General features: G+C 71.0%; 30 protein-coding genes. 6 read left to right on the top strand and 24 right to left on the bottom strand.

Translation table 11 applies throughout. The annotated features are described in order from the left end of the window. From ACFC1J_RS12685 to paaA, 9 genes are all read right to left on the bottom strand, one after another. On the bottom strand, positions 1-402 hold the full coding sequence (locus ACFC1J_RS12685; RefSeq protein ID WP_375906400.1) for a MaoC/PaaZ C-terminal domain-containing protein: 402 nt from the start codon (positions 400-402) through the stop codon (positions 1-3). After that, entirely contained in the window at positions 399-869 is a 471-nt protein-coding gene (locus ACFC1J_RS12680) for a MaoC family dehydratase N-terminal domain-containing protein (protein WP_375906397.1), read from the bottom strand. Before ACFC1J_RS12680 ends, ACFC1J_RS12685 begins: the two co-directional genes overlap by 4 nt. A gap of 45 nt (positions 870-914) precedes the next feature. Further along, positions 915-1697 (bottom strand): sulfite exporter TauE/SafE family protein, encoded by a 783-nt coding sequence (locus ACFC1J_RS12675; protein ID WP_375907010.1) that lies wholly within the window; start codon positions 1695-1697, stop codon positions 915-917. Positions 1698-1779: 82 nt separating this feature from the next. Next, the gene (locus ACFC1J_RS12670; protein WP_375906395.1) at positions 1780-2550 is read right to left on the bottom strand and encodes an enoyl-CoA hydratase/isomerase family protein; all 771 of its coding nucleotides are present in this window, start codon (positions 2548-2550) and stop codon (positions 1780-1782) included. A gap of 51 nt (positions 2551-2601) precedes the next feature. Next, positions 2602-3843 (bottom strand): 1,2-phenylacetyl-CoA epoxidase subunit PaaE, encoded by a 1242-nt coding sequence (gene paaE / locus ACFC1J_RS12665; RefSeq protein WP_375906392.1) that lies wholly within the window; start codon positions 3841-3843, stop codon positions 2602-2604. Beyond that, positions 3843-4340: a 1,2-phenylacetyl-CoA epoxidase subunit PaaD gene (gene paaD, locus ACFC1J_RS12660; protein WP_375906389.1), complete on the bottom strand. Its 498-nt coding sequence runs from the start codon at positions 4338-4340 to the stop codon at positions 3843-3845. Before paaD ends, paaE begins: the two co-directional genes overlap by 1 nt. Beyond that, positions 4334-5191, bottom strand: a complete 858-nt coding sequence (gene paaC / locus ACFC1J_RS12655; protein ID WP_375906386.1) for a 1,2-phenylacetyl-CoA epoxidase subunit PaaC — start codon at positions 5189-5191, stop codon at positions 4334-4336. The genes paaD and paaC overlap by 7 nt, the downstream gene beginning before the upstream one ends. After that, a complete protein-coding gene (gene paaB / locus ACFC1J_RS12650) occupies positions 5188-5493 on the bottom strand; it encodes a 1,2-phenylacetyl-CoA epoxidase subunit PaaB (protein WP_045272044.1) in 306 nt (101 codons plus the stop codon). The genes paaC and paaB overlap by 4 nt, the downstream gene beginning before the upstream one ends. Further along, on the bottom strand, positions 5493-6470 hold the full coding sequence (gene paaA / locus ACFC1J_RS12645) for a 1,2-phenylacetyl-CoA epoxidase subunit PaaA (RefSeq protein ID WP_375906382.1): 978 nt from the start codon (positions 6468-6470) through the stop codon (positions 5493-5495). Before paaA ends, paaB begins: the two co-directional genes overlap by 1 nt. A 129-nt stretch (positions 6471-6599) precedes the next feature. Here paaA and paaI point away from each other — a divergent pair, with 129 nt between their 5' ends. Next, a complete protein-coding gene (gene paaI / locus ACFC1J_RS12640; RefSeq protein WP_375906379.1) occupies positions 6600-7022 on the top strand; it encodes a hydroxyphenylacetyl-CoA thioesterase PaaI in 423 nt (140 codons plus the stop codon). Then, a complete protein-coding gene (gene paaK, locus ACFC1J_RS12635) occupies positions 7019-8320 on the top strand; it encodes a phenylacetate--CoA ligase PaaK (RefSeq protein WP_375906376.1) in 1302 nt (433 codons plus the stop codon). The genes paaI and paaK overlap by 4 nt, the downstream gene beginning before the upstream one ends. A gap of 97 nt (positions 8321-8417) precedes the next feature. Here paaK and paaZ read toward each other — a convergent pair whose 3' ends face one another. Genes paaZ through ACFC1J_RS12615 form a run of 4 tightly spaced genes read right to left on the bottom strand, consistent with a single transcriptional unit; the run spans position 8418 to position 13316 of the window. After that, on the bottom strand, positions 8418-10472 hold the full coding sequence (gene paaZ / locus ACFC1J_RS12630) for a phenylacetic acid degradation bifunctional protein PaaZ (RefSeq protein ID WP_375907008.1): 2055 nt from the start codon (positions 10470-10472) through the stop codon (positions 8418-8420). After that, positions 10472-11377 (bottom strand): 3-hydroxyacyl-CoA dehydrogenase family protein, encoded by a 906-nt coding sequence (locus ACFC1J_RS12625; protein WP_375906373.1) that lies wholly within the window; start codon positions 11375-11377, stop codon positions 10472-10474. Before ACFC1J_RS12625 ends, paaZ begins: the two co-directional genes overlap by 1 nt. Continuing rightward, positions 11374-12129: an enoyl-CoA hydratase/isomerase family protein gene (locus ACFC1J_RS12620; RefSeq protein WP_375906370.1), complete on the bottom strand. Its 756-nt coding sequence runs from the start codon at positions 12127-12129 to the stop codon at positions 11374-11376. Before ACFC1J_RS12620 ends, ACFC1J_RS12625 begins: the two co-directional genes overlap by 4 nt. Further along, a complete protein-coding gene (locus ACFC1J_RS12615) occupies positions 12129-13316 on the bottom strand; it encodes a thiolase family protein (protein ID WP_375906368.1) in 1188 nt (395 codons plus the stop codon). Before ACFC1J_RS12615 ends, ACFC1J_RS12620 begins: the two co-directional genes overlap by 1 nt. A 145-nt stretch (positions 13317-13461) precedes the next feature. Here ACFC1J_RS12615 and ACFC1J_RS12610 point away from each other — a divergent pair, with 145 nt between their 5' ends. Then, the gene (locus ACFC1J_RS12610; RefSeq protein ID WP_375906365.1) at positions 13462-14133 is read left to right on the top strand and encodes a TetR/AcrR family transcriptional regulator; all 672 of its coding nucleotides are present in this window, start codon (positions 13462-13464) and stop codon (positions 14131-14133) included. A gap of 76 nt (positions 14134-14209) precedes the next feature. Here ACFC1J_RS12610 and ACFC1J_RS12605 read toward each other — a convergent pair whose 3' ends face one another. Continuing rightward, on the bottom strand, positions 14210-14860 hold the full coding sequence (locus ACFC1J_RS12605; protein ID WP_375906362.1) for an MIP/aquaporin family protein: 651 nt from the start codon (positions 14858-14860) through the stop codon (positions 14210-14212). 232 nt (positions 14861-15092) lie between these two features. Between ACFC1J_RS12605 and ACFC1J_RS12600 the strand changes: the two genes are divergently transcribed. Continuing rightward, positions 15093-15272 (top strand): hypothetical protein, encoded by a 180-nt coding sequence (locus tag ACFC1J_RS12600; RefSeq protein ID WP_375906359.1) that lies wholly within the window; start codon positions 15093-15095, stop codon positions 15270-15272. A 47-nt stretch (positions 15273-15319) separates the two neighbouring features. On the opposite strand, the gene ACFC1J_RS12595 is transcribed toward ACFC1J_RS12600, so the two are convergent. After that, a complete protein-coding gene (locus tag ACFC1J_RS12595) occupies positions 15320-16207 on the bottom strand; it encodes an alpha/beta fold hydrolase (RefSeq protein ID WP_375906357.1) in 888 nt (295 codons plus the stop codon). A gap of 166 nt (positions 16208-16373) precedes the next feature. Between ACFC1J_RS12595 and ACFC1J_RS12590 the strand changes: the two genes are divergently transcribed. Next, positions 16374-17597, top strand: a complete 1224-nt coding sequence (locus tag ACFC1J_RS12590) for a DNA polymerase domain-containing protein (RefSeq protein ID WP_375906354.1) — start codon at positions 16374-16376, stop codon at positions 17595-17597. A 288-nt stretch (positions 17598-17885) separates the two neighbouring features. On the opposite strand, the gene ACFC1J_RS12585 is transcribed toward ACFC1J_RS12590, so the two are convergent. From ACFC1J_RS12585 to ACFC1J_RS12550, 8 genes are all read right to left on the bottom strand, one after another. After that, entirely contained in the window at positions 17886-18251 is a 366-nt protein-coding gene (locus ACFC1J_RS12585; RefSeq protein ID WP_375906352.1) for a cupin domain-containing protein, read from the bottom strand. After that, positions 18248-19156, bottom strand: coding sequence for an NAD-dependent epimerase/dehydratase family protein (locus tag ACFC1J_RS12580; protein WP_375906349.1), 909 nt, complete (start codon positions 19154-19156; stop codon positions 18248-18250). The genes ACFC1J_RS12585 and ACFC1J_RS12580 overlap by 4 nt, the downstream gene beginning before the upstream one ends. Continuing rightward, the gene (locus ACFC1J_RS12575) at positions 19153-20169 is read right to left on the bottom strand and encodes an amidohydrolase family protein (protein WP_375906347.1); all 1017 of its coding nucleotides are present in this window, start codon (positions 20167-20169) and stop codon (positions 19153-19155) included. Before ACFC1J_RS12575 ends, ACFC1J_RS12580 begins: the two co-directional genes overlap by 4 nt. Then, positions 20124-21506, bottom strand: coding sequence for an amidase (locus tag ACFC1J_RS12570; RefSeq protein WP_375906345.1), 1383 nt, complete (start codon positions 21504-21506; stop codon positions 20124-20126). The genes ACFC1J_RS12575 and ACFC1J_RS12570 overlap by 46 nt, the downstream gene beginning before the upstream one ends. After that, on the bottom strand, positions 21503-22183 hold the full coding sequence (locus ACFC1J_RS12565; RefSeq protein ID WP_375906343.1) for a TetR/AcrR family transcriptional regulator: 681 nt from the start codon (positions 22181-22183) through the stop codon (positions 21503-21505). The genes ACFC1J_RS12570 and ACFC1J_RS12565 overlap by 4 nt, the downstream gene beginning before the upstream one ends. Positions 22184-22250: 67 nt before the next feature. Beyond that, complete coding sequence (locus tag ACFC1J_RS12560) at positions 22251-23540, bottom strand: MFS transporter (protein ID WP_375906340.1); 1290 nt, start codon at positions 23538-23540, stop codon at positions 22251-22253. Between the two features lie 21 nt (positions 23541-23561). Continuing rightward, positions 23562-24539, bottom strand: coding sequence for an alpha/beta hydrolase (locus ACFC1J_RS12555; RefSeq protein ID WP_375906337.1), 978 nt, complete (start codon positions 24537-24539; stop codon positions 23562-23564). Then, a complete protein-coding gene (locus tag ACFC1J_RS12550) occupies positions 24536-25552 on the bottom strand; it encodes an alpha/beta hydrolase fold domain-containing protein (protein WP_375906334.1) in 1017 nt (338 codons plus the stop codon). Before ACFC1J_RS12550 ends, ACFC1J_RS12555 begins: the two co-directional genes overlap by 4 nt. 100 nt (positions 25553-25652) lie before the next feature. Between ACFC1J_RS12550 and ACFC1J_RS12545 the strand changes: the two genes are divergently transcribed. After that, positions 25653-26621 (top strand): LacI family DNA-binding transcriptional regulator, encoded by a 969-nt coding sequence (locus ACFC1J_RS12545; RefSeq protein WP_375906331.1) that lies wholly within the window; start codon positions 25653-25655, stop codon positions 26619-26621. A 43-nt stretch (positions 26622-26664) separates the two neighbouring features. Here the strand turns inward: ACFC1J_RS12545 and ACFC1J_RS12540 are convergent, their stop codons facing one another. Then, positions 26665-26961, bottom strand: coding sequence for a nucleotidyltransferase family protein (locus tag ACFC1J_RS12540; RefSeq protein ID WP_375906328.1), 297 nt, complete (start codon positions 26959-26961; stop codon positions 26665-26667). Positions 26962-26995 lie beyond the last annotated feature (34 nt).

Genomic DNA, 26995 nt, shown 5'->3' with positions numbered 1-26995 from the left:
TCAGAGCGAGTCCGCCGCAACGCGCAGCTGGGCCTTGACGAGCACCGTGGTCTCCGCGAACCGGACGGTCAGGTCGATCCGCACCGCGGTCTCGTCCATCGCGCCCACCTTGGCGGTGATCGCGACGTCGGCGCCGGCCTGCGGGTCGACCACGATCGGCCGCGCGAAGCGCACGCCGTAGTCGAGGATCCGCGCCGTGCCGGGAAGGGCTGCGACCGCGACCGACGAGGCGACGCCCATCGTGAGCATGCCGTGCGCGAGCACGCCGGGAAGGCCGACCTCGGCGGCGACGTCGTCGCGGTAGTGGATCGGGTTGAAATCGCCGGACGCGCCGGCGTAGCGCACGAGCGACTCGCGCGTGAGGTGCACGGTGCGCTCGGCGATGATGTCTCCGACGTTCACGCGGCAGCCTCCTCGTTCTCGGCCGGGGCGTCGCTCACGAGCAGCACCGACGTGGCGGTCACGACGTGCGCGCCGGCGGCGTCGCGGATCTCGGCATCGCTCGTGATCATCACGGCAGGGCCCATCGCGCGGATCCCGGTCACGGTCAGCTGCGCGGTGAGCTCGTCGCCGGCCACGATCGGGCGCGTGTAGGAGAAGCGCTGCTCGGCGTGGATCGTGCGGGACAGCACGATCCCGGAGTCCTCCAGCCCCAGCAGCTGCTGCAGCGTGAGGTCCTGGATCACCATCGCGAAGGTGGGCGGGGCAACGACGTCGGCGAAGCCGAGCGCCTGGGCCGCCGCGACGTCGGTGTGCTGCGGGGCGTCGGCGAACACGGCGCGCGCGAACTCGCGCACCTTCTCGCGGCCGACGAGGTACGGGGCCGTCGGCGGGAACTCCCGGCCGACCAGTTCAGGATTCACGGGCACCCCTCGATCCTATCGAGCGGCGCCGATCCCCCGCCGAGCGGTCGCTCAGGCGGTGCGGGCACTCCGCCCGCGGATCGCCTTCATCGCCATCTGCACCGCGATGAAGGCCAGGTACACCGCGAACAGGACGTTGCCCACGAACGGGTCGATGAGGGTCGCGAGCCAGGCGCCGAGCGCCGTGGTCGTGCAGGCGGAGAGGCCGATGAAGGCCGCGGCGACCAGATCCACGTTGTGATTGCGCAGGTTGCCGATCGTGCCGGAGATCGCGGTCGGGATCATCATGAGCAGCGAGGTGCCCTTCGCGACGAGGTCGCTCGTGCCGAACGCCAGCATGAGCGCAGGGACGACCACGATCCCGCCGCCGACCCCGATCAGGCCCGCGAGCACGCCCGTGAACAGGCCCAGCACGAGCAGCAGCGGGCCGGTCACCCAGGTCAGTTCGAGCACCGCGCCTCGCGAGGGGATGACCAGGAACAGGCTCACGATCACGATCACGAGGAAGCCGACGAAGCACCAGCGCAGCGCGGTCTGAGAGATCCGCGGCAGCAGGCGGGTGCCGATCTGCGCGCCGACGACGGATCCGACCGCGAGGATCAGCGCCGGGATCCACGCCACCGAGTCGTGGACGGCGTACGAGACGACGCCCACGAGCGCGGTCGGCACGATCGCGGCGAGCGACGTGCCCGCGCCCAGACGCTGGTCGAACGCGAGCAGCAGCACGAGCAGCGGGACGATGACCGTGCCGCCGCCGACGCCGAAAAGGCCGGAGAGGAGGCCCGCGGCGAGCCCGATCCCGATGAAGGACGCGTAGGCGCGCGTCCCCCGCATCCGCTCGACGGCCCCCTCGACCACGCTCGCTCCCGTCCGCCGTTCCTGGCGGAGCAGCACCGTCCAGCGTAGTCGGGCCGGCTCAGTGCCCCTCGAAGAGCGGCGGGCGCTTCTCCTGGAACGCGGCGAAGCCCTCGCGGTAGTCGTCCGTGTCGCAGAGCGCCGCCTGGGCCGTGTTCTCCTGACGCATCGAGTCCCAGAGCCCCAGCCGCTCGTCGCGGAGGGCGGCGACGAGGCGCTTGCTCGCGACGAATGCCGCGGTCGAGCCCCGCGCCGCACGCGCGGCGGCCTCGAGCGTGGCCTCGTGCACCATCTCGGGGAGCATCGCCTGCGAGAACAGCCCCGCCGTGACCGCCTCGGATCCGCTCATGAGGCGGCCGGAGTAGATGAGGTCGAGCGCGCGGTGGGCGCCGAGCCGCTCCACGAACAGCGCGTGCCCGCCCGAGTCGAGCGTCGCGCCGAGGGCGGCGAACGGGGATCCGATCTTCGCGGTGTCGGCGACGTAGACGACGTCCGTCGCGATGAGCAGGCCGAGGCCCACCCCGAGGCAGGCGCCCTGCGCGGCGGCGAAGGTCGGCGCCGGGAACGACGACATGCGCTGCAGCACGGGCGTGACGATCCCGTCGAGGTAGCCCATCACGTCGTCGTCGCGCGGGTCGACGCCGGAGATGTCGCGCCCTGCGCAGAACGCCCTGCCCTCGCCCGTCAGCACGAGGGAGCGCACCCCGGCGCGCTCCGCCTCGGCGTAGGCGTCTCCGAGGTCGCGCACGGCCTGTTCGTCGAGGGCGTTGAGCTTGTCGGGGTTGTTCAGCGTGATGTGCGCGACGGCGCCGTCGATCGCGAGGCCGATCATGATTCCTCCTTGGTGCTGAGCTTGTCGAGGGTTCGCTCCGGACGGCGGCGTTCAGACGTCGTAGTCGACGACGACGCGCTCCGTCGTGGGGTGCGACTGGCAGGTGAGCACGTAGCCGCGGTCGAGCTCGTCCTGCTCGAGCGCGTAGTTCTCGGTCATCGTGACGGATCCGTCGACGAGGCGCGCCCGGCACGTGCCGCACACGCCGCCCGCGCACGCGAACGGCACGTCGGGACGCACGCGGAGCGCGGCGTTCAGGATCGACTCGTTCGCCGACACCGGGGTGTCCACGGATCCGGACTGGCCGTCGAGGGTGAACTCGATCGTGCGCACGGGCTCGTCCTCGCGCACCTCGATCGGGCGCCCGGCCTCCGGGCGCTCCTGCCCCGGTTCGCCGGTGGTGAACAGCTCGTAGCGCAGGTGCGCGGACTCGACGCCGATGTCGGCGAGGGTGTCGCGGCAGAGCTGGACGAGATCGAACGGCCCGCACAGGAACCACTCGTCGACGGTCGCCGGCAGCACGAGCGCGTCGAGGATGCCGCGCAGGCGCTCCTCGTCGATGCGGCCCGACAGCAGCGGAGCCGAGCGCTGCTCGCGGGTGAGCACGTGGTGCACCGCGAAGCGCGCCGGATAGCGGTCCTTGAGGTCGGCGAGGTCGTCCAGGAACATCACGTCGGTCGCCCGGCGGTTCGTGTAGACGAGGGTGAAGCGGCTGGTGTCGGAGCGCGCGAGCACCGTCGCAGCGAGCGCCATGAGCGGCGTGATGCCCGACCCCGCGGCGATGCCGACGACGTGCGCCTCGTCGAGGGCGGCGAGCGCCGAGGTGAAGGTGCCCTGCGGACTCATCACGTCGATGCGGTCGCCCGCGTGCAGCTCGCTCTGCGCCCAGGTGGAGAAACGGCCCCCGCGGTCGCGCTTGATCGCGACGCTGATGGTCCCCGAGCCCGTCGAAGCGTCTCGCGCCGGCGGCCGGCAGAGGGAGTAGGAGCGTCGGACCTCGTGGCCGTCGAGCTCGGCGCGGAGGGCCACGTGCTGCCCGGCGAGATAGTCGAACTCCCCCGAGAGGTCCTCCGGCACCGCGAAGGTGACCTCGATCGCCTCGTCGGTGAGCGGGCGCACCTCCTGCACGGCGAGGGTGTGGAAGCGGGTGCGCCGGCGCGGCGACCCCGCGGTCCCCGAGCCGGACGAAGGGCCGCCGACCACGCTGTTGAGGAGCGCCCCGGCGACGCGCTCGGTGGCGGCCTCCTCGGGGGCGGCGGTGTGCGCGGCGGCGCCCAGGTGCCAGAGCGTCATCAGATCGCCTTGAAGTGGTCGAAGGGCTCGAGGCACGCGCGGCACTCGTAGAGCGCCTTGCACGACGTGGAGCCGAAGCGGGAGAGCTCGCGGGTGTCCAGGGACCCGCAGCGCGGGCAGCGCACGCCGAGCGAGACGCGCACCGGTCCCTGGGCCCGTCGCAGGGCCGCGTGGCCGCTGGGCGGGGCGATGCCGTACTCGGTGAGCTTGCGCTTGCCCTCCTCGCTCATCCAGTCCGTGGTCCAGGCGGGCGCGAGCACGAGACGCACCTCGACGTCGCCGAAGCCGGCCCGGGTGAGCGCGAGCTCGACGTCGTCGCGGATCGTGTCCATCGCGGGGCATCCGCTGTAGGTCGGGGTGATGTCGACGCGGATCCGGTCGCCGTCGACGGCGACGTCGCGCAGCACCCCGAGGTCCTCGATCGTCAGCACCGGGACCTCCGGATCCTTGACCGCGGCCGCCGCCGCCCAGGCGCGCTCGCGCAGCCCGGTCACCATGTCGCTCCCGGGTGACGACGGGCGAGCACCTGCATCTCGGACAGCAGGTGACCGAGTCCGGTGGCGTGGGATCCGTGCCGTCCGCCGCCGGCGGAGGCGGATCCGGCGGGGACGTCCAGCTCCGCCTCGGCGAACACGGCAGCGACCACGGCATCGAATCCCGCCCGCAGCGAGGAGGGGCGCACTGCGGCGTCGCCGAGGCGGTCGATCAGGTCGTCGTCGCGGAACAGCTCGGCGGCGTACGGCCAGACGTCCGCGAAGGCGCGGATGATCCTGGCGCGCGACTCCTCGGTGCCTCCGGCGAGACGCAGCACCCACTGCACGGCGTGGTCGCGGTGGTAGTCGACCTCCTTGACGGCCTTCTCCGCGATCGCGGCGAAGGTCACGTCGGTGCTGCCCCGGAGCGCCGAGTACAGCTCGAGCATGTACGTGCTGACGAGGAGCTGGCGCGCGATCGTCTGCGCGAAGTCGCCGTTGGGCTGCTCTACGAGCCAGGAGCTGCGGAACTCGGCCTCGTCGCGGAAGTACGCGAGGTCGTCCTCGCTGCGTCCGTCCCAGGATCCGGCGTAGCGCAGGAACGAGCGCGCATGCCCGAGCAGGTCGAGGGCGATGTTGCCGAGGGCGACGTCCTCCTCGAGCTCGGGGGCGTAAGTGATCCAGGCACCGAGCTGTTGGGAGAGGATCAGGGCGTCGTCGCCGAGCCAGAGGGCGTACTCGGCGATGTCGGCGGAGGCCGCGCGCTCGCCGGAGCCCGCGAGCTCCGCGGCGAGCGCGAGTTCGTCGACGGAGACATCGCCGTGCGGGTCGAAGCCGTCGTGATCCGGTCCCTGAGCCTGTCGAAGGGCGCTCACAGGTGCGGCACCCCCTCGGAGGCCGTGTAGTACACGGCGTGGCGGTAGTTCTTGCCCGCGGGGCTCTCGAAGAACGCGCCCTTGTCGTCCGGGTCGCTCGTGGTGATCGCGTCGGCGGGCACGACCCACACCGACGTGCCCTCGTTGCGCCTGGTGTACAGGTCGCGCGCGTTGCGCAGCGCCATGTCGGCGTCGGGGGCGTGCAGGGATCCGACGTGCACGTGGCTCAGGCCGCGGTTCGCGCGCACGAACACCTCGAACATGGGCCAGCTCTCCTCGGGCGACGCTCCGGGGGTGGTCATCACGCCGCCGCCTCTCCGTTCAGGGCGCGAGCCGCCTGCTTGCGGGCGTACTCCGCGGCGGCCTCCCGCACCCAGGCGCCCTCGGCGTGCGCGTCGCGACGGCGCTGCAGCCGCTCGGCGTTGCACGGGCCGTTGCCGCGGACGACCTCGAAGAAGTCGTCCCAGTCGATCTCGCCCATCGTGTACTGCCCGGTCTCCTCGTCGAAGCGGAGTTCCGGATCCGGCAGCGTCACGCCGAGGATCTCGGCCTGCGGCACGAGCATGGCGACGAAACGCTGGCGCAGGTCGTCGTTGGAGAAGCGCTTGATCTTCCACTGCATCGACTGCGCAGAGTTCGGCGACTGGTCATCCGGCGGGCCGAACATCGCGAGCGCGGGCCAGTACCAGCGGTTCACGGCGTCCTGCGCCATCGCGCGCTGCTCCTCGGAGCCCTGCATGAGGGTCAGCAGGATCTCGAAGCCCTGGCGCTGGTGGAACGACTCCTCCTTGCAGATGCGCACCATCGCGCGTCCGTACGGACCGTACGAGGCGCGGCACAGCGGCACCTGGTTGCAGATCGCGGCGCCGTCGACGAGCCACCCGATCGCGCCCATATCCGCCCAGGTCGGCGTCGGGTAGTTGAAGATCGAGGAGTACTTGGCCTTGCCGTCGATGAGCTGCTGCATCATCTCGTCGCGCGTGATGCCGAGCGTCTGCGCGGCGGAGTAGAGGTAGAGCCCGTGCCCCGCCTCGTCCTGCACCTTCGCCATCAGGATCGCCTTGCGCTTGAGGCTCGGAGCGCGGGTGATCCAGTTGCCCTCCGGCTGCATGCCGATGATCTCGGAGTGGGCGTGCTGGGAGATCTGCCGGATGAGCGTCTTGCGGTACGCCTCCGGCATCCAGTCGCGCGGCTCGATGCGCTGCTCGTTCTCGACGAGTTCGTCGAACACCGTCTGGGCGTCCAGATCCTCGGTCAAGGCCACGGGGGAAACAGTCATCGTCGACTCCTGAGTGAATTACCTACCGTTCGTACAGTAATTATGGCACACTCGTATCGTTCGCAGAAGGAGGACCTTCCCGAACCGGCACCGCACCGGATCCGCGCCGCCCCGTTCGAAGGAGAACAGATGACCGACCCCGTCGCCGACCTGCGTCCGATGATGCGCCGCGACCGTGCCGCATCCGCCCTCGGCATGCGCGTGGAGGTGGACGAGCCCGGCCGCGCCGTGGTCTCGATGACCGTGCGCGAGGACATGCTGAACGGCTTCGACATCACGCACGGCGGGCTGGTCTTCGCCCTCGCCGACACGACCTTCGCGATCGTCTGCAACGAGGACGAGAAGGTCACGGTCGCCGCGGGCGCCGACATCACCTTCCTGAAGTCGACGCGTGCGGGGCAGGTGCTCACGGCTGCGGGGGCGCGCCGCGCGCGCAACGGCCGCACCGGCCTCTACGACGTGACGGTGACGGACGAGACCGGAGACATCGTCGCCGAGTTCCGGGGCCGCTCGATCACCACGAATCGCCCCTTCCCCGAGGAGAACTCATGACCGACACCGCCGTCGGCGCCGCGCATGACGACACGGCCACCGCCCTGGCCCCGGAGGAGCTGCGCGCCCTGCAGCTCGAGCGCCTGCAGTGGTCGGCGCATCACGCGTACGAGAACGTGCCGTTCTACCGCCTCGCATTCCAGCGGGCGGGGATCCACCCCGACGACATCCGCACCCTCGCCGACGTCGCGCGCCTGCCGTTCACGACCAAGGACGACCTGCGCGAGTACTACCCGTTCGGCATGTTCGCGGTGCCGATGGCGGATGTCCGCCGCATCCACGCGTCCTCGGGCACGACCGGTCGCCCGACCGTGGTGGGCTACACCCAGACCGACCTCGACAACTGGGCCGACCTGATCGCGCGCTCGCTGCGCGCCGCCGGGGTGCAGCCGGGCTGGAAGGTGCACAACGCCTACGGCTACGGCCTGTTCACCGGCGGCCTGGGCGCGCATGCGGGCATCGAACGTCTCGGTGCGACCGTGATCCCGATGTCGGGCGGGCAGACGGCCAAGCAGGTCCAGCTGATCCACGACTTCCAGCCCGACGCGATCATGTGCACCCCGACGTACCTCCTGACGATCGCCGACGCGCTCGAGCAGGCCGGGATCGACCCCCGCTCCACCTCGCTCAAGGTCGGGATCCTCGGCGCCGAGCCGTGGACGAACGAGATGCGTCATCAGATCGAGCAGCGGCTGAACATCGACGCCGTCGACATCTACGGGCTCAGCGAGGTCATGGGACCCGGTGTCGCGATGGAGGCCGTGGCCACGAAGGACGGCCCGCACATCTGGGAGGACCACTTCCTGCCCGAGATCATCGACCCCTCCACGGGAGAGCCCGTTCCTGACGGCGAGCCGGGCGAGCTCGTGTTCACCTCGCTCACGAAGCAGGCGTTCCCCGTGGTCCGCTACCGCACCAGGGATCTCACCCGGCTGCTGCCCGGATCCGCCTATCCGGCGATGCGGCGGATGGAGAAGATCACCGGCCGCGACGACGACATGATCATCTTGCGCGGCGTGAACCTGTTCCCGACGCAGATCGAGGAGATCGCGCTCGGCATCGAGACGCTCACCCCGCACTTCGTCCTGGAGCTCACCCGGCAGGGCCACCTCGACGCGCTCAAGGTACGGATCGAGCGGCACCCCGACATCGCCGCGGCGAGCGCCCTCGCCGCGGCCGAGGTGCTGAAGCTGCGGATCAAGACGTCGATCGGGACGTCGGTGGACGTGCAGGTCGAGGAACCGGGATCCCTCCCCCGGAGCGAGGGCAAGTACAAGCGCCTGTACGACCTGCGCTGAGGGTGGCGGGTGTTCCGAACTCAGTCGATCCGATGCCGTTTCGCCCTCATGTCGGCGAAGGAGTGCGAGATCGACTGAGTTCGGAACGCCGCGGCACTCAGGCCGGGGCGAGTTCCTTCTCCACGAGCGTCAGCACGTCGTAGGTCGCCACGATCTCGTCGCGCTGGTTGTGGATCACCGCGTCCCAGCGCACCTCGCCGTACTCATCGGTCTCGCGCGGGATGATCTGCTTGGCCGTGAGGGTCACGCGGATCGCGTCGCCGGGCTTCACCGGAGTGACGAACCGCAGATTCTCCAGCCCGTAGTTGGCGAGCACCGGCCCCGGCTCCGGCGAGACGAACAGCCCGGCCGCCCACGACACCAGCAGGTAGCCGTGCGCGACCCTCCCGCCGAAGAACGGGTTCGCCTCGGCGGCCTCCTCGTCCATGTGCGCGTAGAAGGTGTCGCCCGTGGAGTACGCGAAGGCCTCGATGTCCTTGAGCGACAGCTCGCGCAGACCGGACTCCACCTGGTCCCCCAGGCGCAGTTCCGCGAGCGACTTGCGGAACGGGTGCACCGCGCGGTCGGTGCCGGCGCCGGTATGCCAGACGCCCGTGATCGCGGTGAGGATCTCCGGAGTGCCCTGGATCGCGGTGCGCTGCATGAAGTGCATGACCGCGCGGATCCCGCCGAGCTCTTCGCCGCCGCCCGCACGACCGGGACCTCCGTGCACGAGGTGCGGCACCGGGGAACCGTGGCCGGTCGACGTCTTCGCGTCGTCGCGGTTCAGGAACAGCACGCGGCCGTTGTAGGCGGCGATGCGCGTGAGCAGCTCGGTCGCGACCTCGATATCCTTCGTGGCGACGCTCGTCACCAGGGATCCCCCGCCGAGCCCGACGAGTTCCGCGGCCTCCGCCACAGTCGAATACCCGAGCACGCTCGAGACCGGGCCGAACGCCTCGATCTCGTGCACGGCGGGCGAGGTCGTGTCCGCGAAGCCGACGAGCATCGGCGCGACGAAGGCGCCTTCCGGCGCGGGACCCGTCGTGCCGTCGGCGCGGACGACCTCCGGCGCGTCGACGGATCCCAGGAGCAGTTCGCCCCCGGCCTCGCGGAGCGCCGCGACCTGGCGCAGCACCTCGTCGCGCTGCGCGATCGAGACGAGCGGTCCCATCGTGACGGACGCCGCATGCGGATCGCCGATCACGACGCGCTCGGCGATCTTCGCCCGAAGCGCGTCGACGAGCGGGTCCACGAGCGCCGTGGGGACGATCGCGCGACGGATCGCCGTGCACTTCTGCCCCGCCTTCGTGGTGAGCTCGATCATGAGCTGCTTCACGTAGGCCTCGAACTCCGGAGTGTCCGGCGTCGCGTCGGGGCCGAGCACGGAGGCGTTGATCGAGTCGGTCTCGCTCGTGAAGCGAACACCGTCGGCGGTCTGCGCGCGCAGTCCCGCGGCAGTCGAGGCGCTGCCGGTGAACGCGACGAGGTCGCCGAGGCGGAGCAGGTCGAAGATCCCGGGGAGCGATCCGCTGACCAGCTGCAGGGATCCGTCCGGCAGCAGACCCGAGTCGACCAGGATGCGCACCCATGCCTCCGCGATGTAGCCCGTCGGAGTCGCGGGCTTCACGATCGAGGGCACGCCGGCGAGGAATGCCGGGGCGAACTTCTCCAGCGCACCCCACATCGGGAAGTTGAAGGCGTTGATCTGCACGGCGACGCCCGGCAGGCGCGTATAGACGTGCCGACCGAGGAAGGATCCGTCCTTCGAGAGCGGCTCGACCGGTCCGTCCAGGAGGACCTTCGCGTTCGGCAGTTCACGACGGCCCTTGGACGAGTACGTGAACAGGACGCCGATGCCGCCGTCGACGTCGGCGTAGGAGTCGCGGACCGTGGATCCGCTGCGCTTGGAGAGCTCGTACAGCTCCTCCTTGTGCGCCGTGAGCACCACGGCCATCTGCTTGAGCAGCATCGCCCGCTGGTGGAAGGTGAGCGCGCCGAGGCTCTGCTGGCCGACCGTGCGGGCATACCCGACGGCGCCGGCGAGGTCGATGCCCGCGGAGTCGACCCGGACGATCTCCTCGCCCGTCGACGCGTCGCGCACGACGGTCCCGCCCTCGGAGGGGGAGGTCCACCAGGCTCCCTGCAGGTAGCTGGGCAGCAGCTCGGTCATCATCCTTCGCTCCATTCGTAGAATCCGCGGCCGGTCTTGCGGCCCAGGTGTCCGTCCGCGACCAGGTCGCGTAGCAGCTGCGGCGGCGCGAACCGCGCGCCGAGTTCGGCCTCCAGCTCCTCGGCGATCCCGAGGCGCACGTCGAGCCCGACGATGTCGGTCGTGCGCAGCGGACCGGTCGGATGCCGGTAGCCGAGCTCCATCGCCGCGTCGATGTCGGCGGCGGTCGCGACGCCCTCCTCCAGCATCCGGATCGCCTCGAGGGCGATCGCGACGCCGAGCCGGCTCGACGCGAAGCCCGGCGCGTCGGCGACCACGACCGCCGTCTTCCCGAGGGCCGCGACCCAGCCGCGGGCGTCGTCGACGAGCTCCTGGTTGGTGGAGGCGCCCACGACCACCTCGACGAGCGCCGAGGCGGGCACCGGGTTGAAGAAGTGCAGGCCGAGGAAGCGCTCGGGGTGCGCGAGCTCCGCGCCGAGGTCATCGATCGAGATCGAGGACGTGTTCGAGGCGATCGCGGTGCCCCTGGCGACCACCGCCTCGATCCGGCGCAGGCTCTCGGCCTTGAGCACCCGGTCCTCCGGCACGGCCTCGACGACCAGCCCGGCGTCCGCGAACACTTCGGCATCGGTGCTCGTCTCGAGCGCGCCCTCAAGCGCCGCAATCGTACGGGCGGTGCTGCCGCGCTCGACCGAGCGCAGCAGGCTCGTACGGATCCGCTCCCCCGCCGCCGCGGCCGCGACCTCGTCCCGCTCGACCACGACGACCTGGGATCCGGCGAGGAGGAACGCGTGCGCGATGCCCGCCCCCATGCGTCCGCCGCCGAGCACGCCGACGCGTTCCGGCGCCGCGGACGCCGCGTCTCGTCTCGTCTGCGGTTCGCTCGACGACCGGGATGCGCTCATCGACGGCTCCTCCGTTCCAGGAAGGCGGTCATCCGCCGGTGCTTCTCGGTGCTCTCGAACAGCTCCGCCTGCAGCTCGAGTTCGATCTCGGGATGCCGGTCGGGCGGGGCGAGGAGGGCCGTCTTGGTGTGCCGGGTGGCGAGCGGATCGTTCGCGGCGATGCGATCGGCGATCGCGTGCGCCGCGGCGAGCAGGTCGTCCGGCTCGTGCAGCGAGGACAGCAGGCCCCAGGCGAGCGCCTCCGTCGCGCTCAGCCGGCGTCCGGTCAGCAGGAGTTCGGCCGCCCGCGCCTCCCCGACGATCTGCGGGAGGCGCCAGGTCGCCCCGGCCGCGGCGATGATGCCGAGCCCGGTCTCCGGGTTGCCGATGCGCGTATCAGGTGTGCCGATGCGGATGTCGGCGGCGTAGGCGAGCTCGGCCCCGCCGCCGAGGGCGAACCCGTCGACGGCCGCGATCACGGGCATGGGCAACCGGCGGATGCGCCGGAACGCCGTCGTGTTGATGCCCGCCCTCGCGTCCTGCGCCCGGCGGTCGCGCAGCTGGGCGATGTCCGCGCCGGAGGCGAAGATCCCGCCGGATCCGATCAGGATCAGGATCCGCGGATCCTCCTCAAGCTCGGCGCACAGCGCGTGCAGCTCGTCGATCATGGCCTGGTCGATCGCGTTGCGGGTCTCAGGCCGGTCCAGGGTCGCGGTGACCCTGTCCTCCCCGCGCTCGATCCGCAGGCGCCGGGCCGTGGATGCGTCGGCCATCACACCCGCTCCACGATCATCGCGGTGCCCTGACCGACGCCGACGCACATGGTCGCCAGGCCGTAGCGGGCGCCCTCGCGCTCCATCCGGCCGAGCAGGGTGATCAGGATCCGGCTGCCGCTCGAGCCCAGGGGATGGCCGAGCGCGATGGCGCCCCCGTCCGCGTTCACCATGTCGGGGTCGAGCCCGAGCCGTCGCATCGAGGCGAGCGACTGCGTCGCGAACGCCTCGTTCAGCTCGACCGCGCCGATGTCTGCCACGGTGAGCCCCGCCTTCGCGAGCGCCTTCTCCGTCGCAGGCACCGGCCCCAGCCCCATGATCTCAGGCGCGAGCGCGGCCGAGGCGGAGGCGACGATGCGCGCCCGGGGCGTCAGCCCGTGCCGTTCGACCGCGGCGGATCCGGCGACGACGATTGCCGAGGCGCCGTCGTTGAGGGAGGAGGCGTTGCCCGCGGTGACGACACCGCCGCCCGTGACCACGGGGCGCAACCCCGCGAGGACCTCGAGCGTGGTGTCGCGGCGCGGGCCCTCGTCGGTGTCGACGAGCCCGCCGCGCGGGGTCGGCACGGCCACGATCTCGGGGGCGAGACGGCCCGCGTCGATCGCGGCGATGGCCCGCTCGTGGCTGCGCAGGGCGAACGCGTCGGCGTCCTCGCGCGTGATGCCGTCGAGGCGCGCGACCTCCTCGGCGGTCTCCGGCATCGAGAACGTGGCCTTGTCTCGGGCGGCGAGGCGCGGATTCGTGAACCGCCAGCCGATCGACGTGTCGAACGCCTCGCCCGGTTTCGCCCATGCGCGCTCGGGCTTCGCCTGCACCCAGGGGGCGCGCGTCATCGACTCGACGCCGCCCGCGATCATCACGTCGGCATCGCCCGCACGGATCGCCTGCGCGGCGAGCGCGACGGCGGACATACCCGAGGCGCAGAGCCGATTGACGGTCAGTGCGGGCAGCGCATCGGGGAAGCCGGCGAGCAGCACCGCCATGCGGGCGACGTTGCGGTTGTCCTCCCCCGCCTGGTTCGCGGATCCGAGGATCACCTCGTCGAAGGCGTCGTCGGGAACGCCCGCGCGCTGCGCGGCCTCCCGGATGACGAGCGCGGCCAGATCGTCGGGGCGGACGGCGGCGAGGGCACCGCCGTATCGTCCGACCGGCGTGCGCGCACCGCCGATGAGGTAGGCCTCCGACATGCTCGTCCTCCCGGGGTCTTCGTCGACGGGGTGCGTCGATCCGGGACGCGAAACTGTTTCCCGACCGATCGTTCAGTAAAAGGATGACAGACGGATCCCAGCCGGGCAAGTCCGCCCGGAAGTCGGATGAGGGAGAATGATGCGGATGAGCACCGGATCCGCGCCCGCCGGCGAGGCGGCAAGCGTCGCCGAGGCCCCCGAGGAGGCCCCCGTCGACGAGCCGACGCCCCGCGCGCGCCGCGGACGCCCCGGATACGACCGCGCGCAGGTGCTCGAGATCGCGGTGCGGCTCTTCAACGAACAGGGCTACGACGGCACGAGCGTCTCGTCCCTCGCTTCGGAGCTCGGCCTCAGCAAGGCGGCGCTGTACCACCACTTCGCATCGAAGGAGCAGATCCTCGAGATCGCCCTCGACGATGCGCTCGGCGCACTGGAATCGGTGCTCGACGGAGCGCTGGCCGACGAGGGCACGGCCGCCACGCGACTGGTGACCGTGATCGCGGGCGCCGTGCGCGTGCTCACCGGCAAGCTGCCGCAGGTCACGCTGCTGCTGCGCGTGCATGGCAACAGCGAGATCGAGCGCGCCGCCCTGGAGCGCCGCCGCATCTTCGACCAGCGCGTCGCGCACCTGGTCGGGCAGGCGCAGCAGGAGGGGGCCCTGCGCCGCGACATCCGCCCCTCGGTGACGACGAGGCTCATGTTCGGCATGATCAACTCGATCATCGAGTGGTACCGCCCCTCGCACACGTCGCTGACCCCCGAGGAGCTGGTCGACGACGTCACCCGGGTGATCTTCGACGGCCTCCGCGCGCGCTGAGCGGCGTTCAGGCCCGACGCCGCAAAGCAGATCGCCCCGCGCTCGAGCGAGCGCGGGGCGATCCGGGAGGGACGACTCAGGCAGCGGCCTTCTTGTCGCCGGCGCTGAGCACGCGGAACAGGATCGCGGCGATCGCGGCGCCGACCAGCGGGGCGACGACGTACAGCCACAGGTTGCTCCACGCGAACTGGCCGCTGATGGAGAGGCCGAGCGCGACGGCCGGGTTGAATCCGCCGCCCGAGATGCCGCCGACCGAGACCGCGCCGACGAACACGGTGCCACCGATGGCCAGACCGTAGAAGGAGTTGTTGTCGTTGTCCTTCGAGGTGGCGACGTTCAGCACGACCCACACCAGAGCGAGGGTGAACAGCGCCTCGACCAGGAAGGCGGCGCCGACATTGAACTGTTCGGGCGTTGCCGGCTTAGTCGCCGCAGGCCAGACCGCGAAGCTCGCGAGGGCCGCGAGCGCGCCACCGACGAACTGGGCCACGATGTACGCGACGAAGTCCGTGACGCCGATGGCGCCGCGGATCAGCGCGCCGAAGGAGACGGCGGGGTTGAGGTGCGCGCCGGAGATGTGACCCGCGGCGTAGACGAGAACGGTCAGCGCGAGGCCGATCGCCAGCGGCGTCAGCGGGCTCTTGCTGTTGATCGCGCCGATGATGCTGAACACGAAGAGGAACGTCGAGATCGCCTCGGCGAGTGCCTTTCCAGCAGTACCAGTCATTTCGAATGCCTTTTCTGTCAGGTCGAGGGTGAGGGCGGAATCTCCCGCACGCCGGCCGGCGCACCCTGGATTGCCGAGTCAGAATACCGGATTCCTGTCAATCGGCTGGGAAACGGAGCCACAAACGGGCACATCCAGCCGGGAACTCTTGACCCTCGAACCGGATCATCTTACGATTTCATTATACGATAGAGTAATTCCATAATTCGGAATCAACCTGAGAGAAGAGGCGATGATGCCCCCGACCCCCGGCACGCAGGACCACCGCCCCGAGCAGCAGGACGCCCCCGCGCGACGCGCAGCGATCTACCCGCTCATCGATGTCGACCCGGATTTCCACATCCCGGCCCGCCGCGAGGGCGCGCTCACGAAGATGCTCGTCGCGCTGCGGATCCTCCCCCAGGCGTCCTGACGAGACCGCGCGCGGCTCACGCTCGGGTCGCGCGGTCGCGTCCGCCGTCAGCGCCTCGCGTCGAGCACCTCGCGCAGACGCGCGGCGAACCCGACCGGATCGCTCGGAAAGCCCGGCTGCTCGGTGAAGCCGCCGTGGTTGCTCGGGAACTCGGTGGCCGCTCCCCCGAGCGCCGCCGCGACCGAGCGCGCAGCACGCGCCGGCATCGTCTCGCCGGACTCTGCGCCGAACGCGATCACGAGGCGCTCGCCGAAACCTTGGAGCTGTGCGATCTCCGGCACGTACGCGAGGGTCGAGGGCATGTTGCGGAAGAGCGGATCCGTCCGCCCGCCGTCGTCCGCGGTCGGGAGGCCGAACATGCTCGGATCCGTCGCGGGCCGGTCGAGGTAGTCGCCCGGGACCAGGCCGTCGAACATCACGAACTGGATGAACTTCGCCAGCGCCGGGCCGGAACCCTCCGCCGCGTAGGTGCGCTTCTGATCGGCGACGACCGCGAGCACGGCCTCCCGATCCGGCAGGAACCCGGCCACGGGCGGCTCATGCACGACGGCGACGGCGACGTCATCGGGGTGAATGGCGAGCAGCGCGAGCAGGTTCACACCCCCGCCGCTGCTCCCGAAGGCGTCCACAGGGCCGACGCGCAGTGCGGAGATCACGCGGTGCAGATCGTCGGCGTGCCGCTGCACCGTGAGGTCGGACGTGCCGGCCGGGTTGCGCCCGGCGCCGCGCGGATCATAGGTGATGACGGGACGGTCCCCGAAGTGCGAGGCGAGGATCGCGAACCCCGTCGCATCCATGGGCGCCCCGAAGAGGAACAGCGCGGGGCGCTCCGCCGTCGCCGTCGCGAGGTCGCCGTGCACGTCGTAGGTGATCGCGTCTTCGCCCTCCCCGACCGTGCGCGTGATGACTGCCCGGGCTGCGGCGTCGTTCGCCATGGGATCCTCCAAGTCTCAAATACAACTAATCGGTTGTAGATTACGGCTTCGCGTCGGGGAGCACAAGGACATCGCCATGCTCCCGCGCCGACTGATCGCAGGTCGCCGTGGCTGGGCTTCCTCGCCCCTCTCGCCACGGTAGACCTTTGCGATCTAACGTGGGTCCATGGCAGGGCGAGCCGAGACGTTCATCGATATCGACGGCACGGAGGTGCGCGTCTCGCACCCCGACAAGGTCGTCTTCCCGCAGGCGGGGCTGACCAAGCTCGACCTCGTGGAGTACTACGTCGCGGTCGCGGACGGCGCGCTGCGCGGCGCCGGCGGCCGGCCCATGGTGCTCAAGCGGTTCGTGAAGGGCATCGACGCCGAGCCGTTCTTCCAGAAACGGGTGCCCGAGCATCCGTCCTTCATCGGCACGGCGGTGCTGCGCTACGCATCGGGCGGTTCGGCGGAGGAGGCCGTGCTCGACGACGCCGCGGGGCTCGCCTGGATCGTCAACCTGGGCTGCCTCGATCTCAATCCGCACGCCGTCCGCGCCACCGACCTGGAGCACCCCGACGAACTGCGGGTCGATCTGGATCCGATGCCCGGTGTCGAATGGTCGCAGATCGTCGACACCACCTTCGTCGTGCGCGAGGTGCTCGGCGACTGCGGCCTCATCGGCTGGCCGAAGACGAGCGGATCGCGGGGCATGCACATCCTCGTCCGCATCCGGCCGGAATGGGATTTCGCATCCGTGCGCCTCGCCGCCGAGACGCTCGCGCGCGAGGTGGAGGCCCGTGCGCCTGGGCTCGCGAGCGCACACTGGTGGAAGGAGGAGCGCGGCGAGAGCGTCTTCGTCGACTTCAACCAGAACGCGAAGGATCGCACGGTCGCCTCCGCGTACTCGATCCGGCCCCTCCCGGACGCACGGGTGTCGACGCCTCTCGCCTGGGACGAGGTGCGGCTGCGCCGTCCGGAGGAGTTCACCGTGCCGACCGTGCGCGCCCGGTTCGCGGACATCGGCGACCCGCATCGGGACATCGACCGGGAGGCGGGGTCGCTGTCGGCCCTGCTCGCCCTGGCCGAGGAGCTCGGACCCGCCGAGAAGCCGCCGCGCGGGTCCGACGGATCCGGCCGCCGGGCCTCGACCATGCCGCTCATCGAGATCGCACGCACGAAGACGAAGCCCGAGGCGCTCGCCGCGCTCGAGCAGTGGCGCGAGACGCATGCGTCCGTGTCATCGCTGCTGCATCCCGCCGACGTCCTGGTCGACGGGATGCGCGGATCGAGCTCGCTCTGGTACCGCGTGCGCGTCAACCTCCAGCACGTCCCGGAGGACCAGCGTCCGACGCAGGAGCCCCTGCTCGCCGACTACGACCCCTGGGCCGGAAAGTCCTGGCCCACCTGACGCCCCCCCGCCCGCCCTTCGATCCGCGAGACTCCATCTCGGCGACGAGACTGCAGCTTTCACGCGCAGTCTCGTCGCCGAGATGGAGTCTCGCGGGTGGGCAGCGAGGGCAGGGCGGGAGCGCGGCGCACTCCCGCGAGCGCTGGACAGCGACGCGCAAGCGGCGTACAGCGGTTCGGCACCGGCCCCGTCCGCACGCCGATCCGCGCCTTCGTCGTCACCGCACGTCGCTGACGATCGCGGCGCCGGAAGCCCCGCGCAGATGGCACGGCTACCCCGGAGCCTCCGCTAGCTCAGTTCCTGCATCGGCGCGGTCCGGTCTCCCCCGGCGTCTCCGGTGTTGACCGTGCCCTGCGGCTCGAACAGGATCGCGTGGACCTCGCCCACCGCCTTCGGACAGTGCTCGACACCCCGCGGCACGACGAACACGTCATTCGGGTTCAAGATGACATCACGGTCACGGAGCTGGATGATCAGCTGCCCGCTCACGACCAGGAACAGCTCGTCGGTGTCCGGGTGCGAGTGCCAGACGAACTCGCCCAGCAGCTTGACCACCTTGACGTCGTAGTCGTTGATGCTGGTCAGCCGATGCGGCTGCCAATGCCCCGCGACTGCAGAAAGAGCCTCGTGCACGTTGCGAACATCGTCTGTCATGCCCCGAGCCTAGGTCGTTCCGCCTCGATCGCGCGCCGCACCCCGACGGCGAAAGGAGTGGGGGCGATGCCGAAGCGCCGCTCGAAGGCGGAGGAGTCGAACAGGTACGGGTGCTCGTACTGGTACCCCATCTCCAGAGTCTCCCGCGCCTCACGGTCGACGAGGGCGGCGAGGCGCAGCTGCCCCCGGGTCAGCACCCGCGCCCGACCGGGCTCTCCCGCGGCGATGTCGATGTAGTCGATGCCGCGGAGGGCCGCCGACGTCGGCAGATGCCAGACGCCGGTCTCGGTCGAGCGTCCGAGCGCCGCCAGTCCGCTGCCGATGTCGGGCGTGTACGTCATCGAGTGCGCCAGTCCTGCGTCGAAGAGCCACCGCCCCGCGCGTCCGCGGCGCAGCGCGTCGATCACCAGCCTGTTGAACACGCTCGTGCGGGCGCCGGGCCCGTAGAAATCGGCGGCCACGCCCACGGCGACGTCCGGGAAGGACAGGAGCATCTCCCTCGCCTCGGCGCGGACCCTGCCTTTGCGGCTGATCGGCCGCAAGGGCGTGTCCTCGCGCATCGGACCCTCCACCCGGCCGTAGGCATAGACGTTGTCGAGGGCGACCAGTCGCGCGCCGGCATCCCGCGCAGCAACCGCGGCGTTCCGCACGATCACCGGCCACTCGCGCGCCCAGACCGCGTGGTCGTATCGGAGCCCGGCGACGAGGTGCACGACGTCGGCCCCGGCGACGGCCGTGCGCGTCTGGGCAGCGTCGAGGAGATCGGCCTGCCGCGTCCGCACCCCCTCCGGCACGACGACGGGTCCCCGCGCGACGGCGATGACATCGTCGCCGCCGGCGGTGAGCGCCGCGATGGTCTCCTGTCCGATCACCCCTCGGGCACCCAGCACGACGTGGACGCTCATGCGCCCGCCCCCGCTCCGCGCGTCCATCGCAGGTCGAACAGCTCCTCGGCGTTCCCGGCGCGCACCGCCCGCGTCACGGCCTCCGTGAACACCGCGCCCTGCTGCGCCACGTCGGCGAGGAGCTCCCCGGCCGTCTGAAAGGGATAGTCGGTGCCGAGCACCAGCCGATCGGCCCCGAGGACCTCCGCCGCGGCCCGCAGCGCCGCTGGGTTCGCGTGCGTCACCGTGTCGAACCAGGCCCTTCGCGCAGCGATGTCCGGAGGTTCCGGGGCGTCGGGGGCCTCCCAGGGCTGCTGGGCCCGCATCCGAGGAAGGAGCATCGGCAGCGCACCGCCGAGATGCGTGCTGATGACCTTCACATGAGGGAACCGTGCGAGGTGGCCGGTGAGAAGCAGATCGGCCATCGCGATCGTGTCCTCGATCGGCGCCCCGACCGCCCAGCGCATCGAGCGCCGTGCGATCAACGGGCTGCGCGCATCCGCGCCGACAGGATGGATCAGCACCGTGGCCGACCGGGCGTCGAGCGCAGCGAAGAGCGGATCGAATGCGGGCGCGGTGAGCGCCGCGCCGAGAATGTCTGTCGTGATCGCGACGCCGATGAAGGCCTCTTCCGCCAGCCGATCCAAGACGGCGAGGGACTCGGCGACATGCGGCAGCGGGAGCGCGAGGAAAGCGCGAAACCGGTCCGAGTGGCGTTCGACCAGCCGGGCGTACTCGTCGTTGACGTGCCGAGCGATCGCCGAGGCGGCCGCAGCGTCCTCGAGGTGCGGTACGAGCGGTGCGGTGGAGAGGATCTGCAGGTCGATCCCCGCCTGGTCCATCTGGGCGAAGCGCTGAACGAGGTCGTCCGGCTCGTCGGTCGCACCGAGCGCGCGGTACATGTCCAGCCCCGCGATGCCGGCGTCCGCCAGCAGGTCGAGGTAGGCGTGCGTCCACAGGTGCGCGTGCACGTCCACGACCGGGGCGGTCATCGCGCGGCCCCGGCTCGCACCCGCGGCCGTCGATCGCGCCACGGCAGCCGCTCCTCCACCTCGGCGGCGAGCCGGAGCAGCTGCCTGTCGCGATCCCGTGCCGCCCAGAACTGCACGCCCAGCGGCACCCCAGAGCCGTCGACACCGCCGGGAATGCTGATCGCGGGCGTCCCCGTGACGTTGGCCGGAGACGCGAGCGGTGCGGCCTCCAGCGACCGCATCAGCCATTCCTCCCCCGAATCGTGCTCCGCACCGCGCCCGAACTCCCCGATCCGAGGCGCCGGGGCCAACGTGGTCGGCGACAGCACCACGTCGACGGTGCCGAACAGCGCGTCGACCCCGCGGACCAGCGCGCCGACGTCGCCCCACGCCGCCGCCCGGTCCGCGGTGGTGAGCGAGGCGCCGTACGAATGCAGTGCCGCGGTCTGAGGCTCCAGCAGTCCCACGGGATCGCGCCGCAGTGCCCCGGCGATCGCATCGATCCACTCGGCGGTCGACGCGGCCCAGATCACCGCGGTCGCGTGCGCATGCGTCGCCCAGGAGACACCGAGGTCGACAGCCCCCGCCACGACCTCATGGCCGGCATCGCGCAGGGCCTCCGCCACCGCCTCCGCCGCGCGCCACGATGCGGGATCGACCGCCCGGGAGCCGAGAGCACCATCGGTGAGGAGAATCCGCAGCCGACGGTCCACGGCCGGCGCCGTGGAGTCGGCGACCGCATCGAACAGGGTCTGCGCGTCGCGGACCGAGCGGGTCACCGCGAACGGCACGGCCAGTCCCTCGACGGGGTCGGGATCGGGTGCCCACGATATGGCGCCGCGAGTCGGTTTGAGCCCCACCAGCCCGGTGTGCGCCGCCGGCACCCTGATCGACCCTGCCGCGTCGGTCGCGTGTGCGATCGGCACCACGCCCGCCGCCACCGCTGCGGCGCTGCCGCCACTCGACCCGCCCGGCGAACGGTCGGGCGCGAACGGGTTGCGGGTCGCTCCGGTGGCCGCGGACTCCGTGACCACCGCCGCGGCGAACTCCGGCACGGTGGTGCGCCCGAGAGGCACGAGCCCCGCGGCTCGGAAACGATCGACGAGTGCCGCACGCTGCGCCGGCACCAGCGAGGCGGCGAGACGGGAGCCGATCTCCATACGACGGCCCGGGATCGGCGCGCCCATGTCTTTGAGGAGCATCGGCACACCGGCGAACGGTCCGTCGCCGAGCGCCGGTTCCGGGTCCGCCCAGGTCTCCACGATCGCGCCGAGCACCGGATCCACCTCATTCGCGGCGGCGAGGGCGAGCTCCCTGAGCTCCGTCGGCGTCGTCTCTCCCACACGGATCGCGGCGGCCGCCGCCGTCGCATCCAGGTCGGCGTACTCGTCGAGATTCATCGTGCATCCTTTCCGTAGTGCCCCCAGAACACGGACACCGCACCCGCGGTGACCACGGGGAGCTCCGATCGCTCGAAGTCCTTCGGCCGGAAGGTCGCGACGAGCTGCGGGGCCCCGATGCCCATCGCGATGAGCTGACGCAGCGGCAGGTCGCCGTCCGGCAGTTCGAGAAGCCCCGCGCGCGCCATCGCCGCCAGTGCGTCGGCGAGCGGACGGTCACCGTATACCGCGTTCGTACGCGCCCAGAGTTCCGCCAGCTGAGGGAAGCGCTCCGCCTCGCCGATCACCGTGCGCCGCAGATCGATCGTGGCGGGTTCCAGCAGCCGCTGCGCCCACGCGAGCAGAAAGGAGCGCAGGGCGGTGCGCGCGGAGTCCGGATCCGACCATGGCCCCACGTCGGGGAGGCCGGCGTACGCGGCGATGAGCGCATCGCCGACCGCGTCGAGGAAGAGGCGCTCCTTGGTCTCGGCGTAGGCGTAGATCGTGGGCTTGGAGACGCCGGAACGACGCGCGATGTCGTCGACCGAACCGCCGAGGAACCCGTGCCTGCGGAACTCCACGACCGCCGCGGCGCGCACGGCGGCGAGGCGTTCCCTCGCGCGCGGGGTGCCGACGGTCAGCTCCGGGAGTCCGCAGTCCTCACGGAGCCTGCGATCCCGATCGGTGGTGATGGTCATATGGAACTTAACTCACCAGTTAAGTTTCTATTCCCGCCCACGTCGTTGCCCTGGGTGAAGTCCGGCCTCAGCGCACGGCTCTGATCGGGAGCACGGCGAGTCCGCCCAGGGCGCCGAAGACGATCGCCGCGATGAACAACGCGGAGTAGTTCTGTCCGCTCCCGCCGATCGCGAGCAGGGGGATGGCGAGCACCGGCACGAGGACCTGCGGCACCTGATACGACAGCGCCACGATGCCGAGATCTTTCCCGGCCTCCTCGAACGTGGGCAGCACCTCGGTCATCATCGCGATGTCGACCGAGACGAACGACCCCTGTGCGGCGCCCACGAGGGTCATCGCCACGAGGAAGACCGGCAGGTCCGGCGCGACGGCCGCCACCACCAGCCCCGCGGCCGACAACAGGGCGGAGACCCAGACGATCGCCTTGCGCCGGCCCGTGCGATCGGAGATCCAGCCGAAGACCAGCGTGGTGAGGATGCTGGCACCGGTGAAGATGAGCACGATCATCGCGAACAGACCCGAAGCGCTCTCCTTCGGCACCCCGAGGCGATCGATGACGAAGAACAGGAGATAGGTCGACACGGTCAGGATCGACATGGTCACGAGCAGCCGGCACGCCCACGCCCAGAAGAAGTCGCGGTATCGCACCGGATTGAGCCAGTAGGTCGCCAGCACGTCGGACCAGCGCCAGCGCGGAGGCCGATCGGTGCGCACGATGTCGTGCAGGGAGAAGAAGAGGATCCCGCAGAGCACCGTCCCGATGACACCGGGGACGACGAACCACGTCCACTGCGCATCGTTGGGCAACGCGGCGACGAGCGCCGCGCCGACGACGAGGGCGATCGCGTTCGCCGCGCTTGCGGCGGCCGAGACCCGTGCGCGGATGCTCGTGCGGATCTGGTCGGCGAGAAGGGCGTGCACGGCGGCGTTGGCCGCGCCGTACCCGGTCTGCGCGATCGCCCACCCGAGGACGATCTGCCAGAGCTCGGTCGAGAAGGCGAGCACCAGCACACCGACGAGGCCCGAGACCGCACCCACGAGGATCCATGGCCGCCGCTTGCCCAGCTTCGACATCGTGCGATCGCTGAGGCGTCCGAACAGTGGGGTGATCAGGATGACGATCACGCCCCCGACGGCCGCGACGATCGAGAGCTCGATCCCCTTGGCGCCCTCGTCGGTGAAGGCGAGCATCTTGGGGATCGACGCTCCGATGAGCGTGCCGAGCAGGAGGCTCAGCCCGAACCAGGCGGCGACGAAGGCGACGAGGAAGCCGCGGGGCTGCGGCGAGCCGGGGATGCCGTCGTGGACGGACGGGCCCGAGGGATCCGCGGGCTCGAGTATGGTTCGGGATGTCATCGTCTCCTCCTCGGAATCGCTTCAGACCGCAGACGGTGCGGATCGGTAGGCGCGGATGAGTTCCTGCGCGTGCTGCGCCTGCCACGCACGCGCACCGGGGAAGACGGCGGTGAGGCCGGGAGTGCCGTGGAGATGCCCTGGGCCGACGACGAGCTCCGTCTCGACACCGACCTCCGTCAGTCGCGCGGCGAAGGCGATCCCGGCGTCGCGGAGCGGATCGTGCTCGCCGACGAAGATCAGCGTCGGCGGGAAGCCGGAGAGGTCATCCGCGTCGAGCGGAGAGGCATCGCTGTCCATGGGCCCGTCCGGGCCGACGTACAGTCCCGCCACCCACGCGAACTCCTCGCGCCATGATTCTCCGACCTGCTCCGCCGCGCGGCCCACGGGGCGCAGCGCGAGGGCCGGGACCTCGAGGTCGACGTGCACGAGCGGGAGGCTCCCGCGCAACCGCAGCACGGTGCTCGCCGCGATCGCCGCCCCGGCGGAGTTGCCGCCGATCCCCACCCGCGTCGGATCCACGCCGAGCCGCGCACCGCCGTCGATCAGGGCTTCGAGCGCCGCAGCCGCGTCGTCGCTGGCAGCCGGGTAGGGATGCTCCGGCGCGAGACCGTACTCGAGGGAGAAGATCTGCACGCCGCTGTCCAGAGTGCGATGCGCGCACAGCCGCTCATTGATCTGCTCGTCGGCCGAGCCGCCGAAGAAGCCGCCTCCGTGCAGCCAGAGCTGGGACGGGAGGGGACCCGTCTCGCCGGCAGGGCGGTACCGTCGCATGCGCAGCGGGCCGCGAGGCCCGGGGACGACGAGGTCGTCTCGGTCCACGCCGTCGGGAACCGGCAGCACCGCATCGACGGCCAGCAGATCGGAGAGCCGTCGTTCGGCAGCGCGCCGCAGGAGCGGGTCCCGGCTCGTCAGTCCGGGGAGGCCCGGCGAGATCTCCTCGATGCGGGTGATCCAGCCGAGGATGCCGGGATCGAGGGCGAGCTCGGAGGGGAGGCTCATCGCTCGACGTCCGGGTAGACGACCGGTTCGTCGTGCAGCGTCCGCAGCGCCGCCACGAGCTCGCGATGCAGGTGATCCGCGGCCGGGACGTGGCCCCGGTAGGTCCCGGATCCGTGGCTCTGACCGATCACGCGCAAACAAGTCGCCGGCACCCCCGCATCGGCGAGGGCCCGGGCGTAGGCCTCGCCGTCACCGCGCAGAGCGTCGAGCTCGGCCGTGTAGATGACCGCGGGCGGCAATCCACGCAAGGAGGAGGCCAACAGCGGCGAGGCGTAGGGCTCGCGGGCGGTGGCGGGATCCTTGCCGAGGTACTGGGCGATGATGCCTCGCGCGAAGCGGCGGAACAGCGCCTTGGGCACGAGCGAGGACTGCGCCTCCGGTTCGAGGTGCGCGCCGGTCATGTCCAGCAGGGGCATCTCCAGCACTTGGAGTCGAACCGGCCGGTTCTTGCGATCCCGGTTCATCAACGCGGTCACTGCGGCGAGGTTGCCGCCGGCCGATCCGCCGCCCAATGCGAGCCGGTCGGGATCCCCGCCCAGTTCGCGGGCGTTCGTCGCGGCCCATTCGAACACTGCCCAGCACTGCTCGGGCTGGGCGGGGTAGGTCACCTCCGGTGCGTGCGAGTACTCGCCGGCCACGACGATGATGCCCGCATCCCTTGCCCGCTCGCGGAACATCGCGTCCCACCACACCCAGTCGATCCCCGCGAGCTCGAAGCCTCCGCCGAAGAAGTAGACCAGGACGGGCAGTCCCGCATCCGCTGCGGCGCGCTCCGGCGTGGGCCAGTACACCCGCAGCCGCGCGTCCGGATGCCCTGGCACGGGGATCGTGTGCTCCTCGGTGGCCGCGGGAACCGGAGCGATTCCGAGTTCCGCCGTCATCACCGGATCGAACGCGGCCGCGTTGCGCCGGCGCTCCTGCGCCGTCTTCCCCTGGGGCGGCTGCAGCGGCGCGAGCCGCCGTTCGACGGCCTCGACGAATGCGTCCACCTTCGGCCTGTTCCGCCCCATCATGATGATCTCCCTCGGTCTCCGCACTATTGTGTGGGGATCGAAGTACTTCGATGAAGAACTTCGCACACGAAGGGCAAGGCCGATGCGCGGATCGCCGAAGGTGACCATCTACACGGTCGCCGAGCGCGCCGGGGTGAGCATCTCGACCGTCTCGCTCGCGATCAACGCCCCGCACCGCGTGAGCGAGCAGACGCGGGTGCGTGTGATCGCCGCGGCAGGCGCGCTGGGGTACCGCACGACCTCCGAACGCCGCTCCGTCGCGGGGATGCGGATCGCGGTCGCGGCGCCATTCACCACCTACCAGACGTACCTCCGGCGCTTCGCCGGGATGCTCCTGCGCGCCCGCGACACCGCGATCGAGCTCGCCGCCCACGACCTCCCCTCTGCGGCCAGCGCCAAGGCGCCGCTCCTGGACGCCCTGCCGGCGCGCGGCGGGATCGACGGACTCATCGTGATGGGGGTGCCGCTGGGCAGCGCCGCACTCCGGGCGAGCCGTGACGCCGCGCTCCCCCTCGTCCTCGTGGACGTGCGCCGCGCCCGCCCGGTCGGCGAGGATCCGCCCGTCGTCCTCCTCGACGACGAGGCCGGAGGACGCCTCGCCGGTGAGCATCTTCGCGCGCGCGGCCATCAGCACGTCGTCTACCTGGGCGAGCCGCTCCTGTCACGCGACTACATCGCCGCAGGACAGCTGCGCATGCGGGGCCTGTCCGACCACGTCAGGATCACCCCGATCGTGTGCGAACTCGACGCGGACCCCACGGTGCGCCTGCGCGACGCGCTGTCCGGCGACGACGCACCGACCGCGATCGTGGCCAACCATGACGAGCTCGCGGCCCGCGCCTGGCACGACCTGCGCGCCGACGGATTCTCCGTGCCCGGCGATGTGGCGATCCTGGGCTTCGACGACGGTCCGCTCGCCCAGGCCCTGGACCTCACCACCGTCCGGCAGCCCTTCGAGGAGTCGGGCCGGCTCGCCCTCGAGATGCTCATCGACACGATCGCCCAGCCGACCAGATCGATCCAGCGGATGGAGCTCGCGCCGAGTTTGGTCGTGCGGACGAGTACGTGAGTCAGGGCGGAAGGGTCAGCACGTCCCAATGAACGGGGATGACTCAGGCCGCATAGGGCCCCTCGGCGGTCGCGAACGCGCGCTCCCGGAGGAACGGGTTGCGCGGCGCCTCCGACATGACGAGATCGACTGGGCAGCCGAAGATCCGCTCCAGATCCTCCTTGAGACCGAAATAGGTCTCGAACGAATACCCGTCCTCCGTCGTGAGATCGACGAGCACATCGACGTCGCTGTGCTCCGGGTCGAACCGATCCGTCGCCGCGGATCCGAAGACACGGAGGCGTCGGACACCGCGGGCCCGCGCGACCTCCTGGATGTCCACGTCGAACCTCAGCACCATGCTCCGAGTGTGGCCACGCGGGAACGACGAAGCC

The sequence above is a fragment of the Microbacterium sp. NPDC056052 genome, from assembly GCF_042266785.1.
Taxonomy (GTDB): domain Bacteria; phylum Actinomycetota; class Actinomycetes; order Actinomycetales; family Microbacteriaceae; genus Microbacterium.
This window is presented reverse-complemented; position numbering and strand designations above follow the sequence as displayed.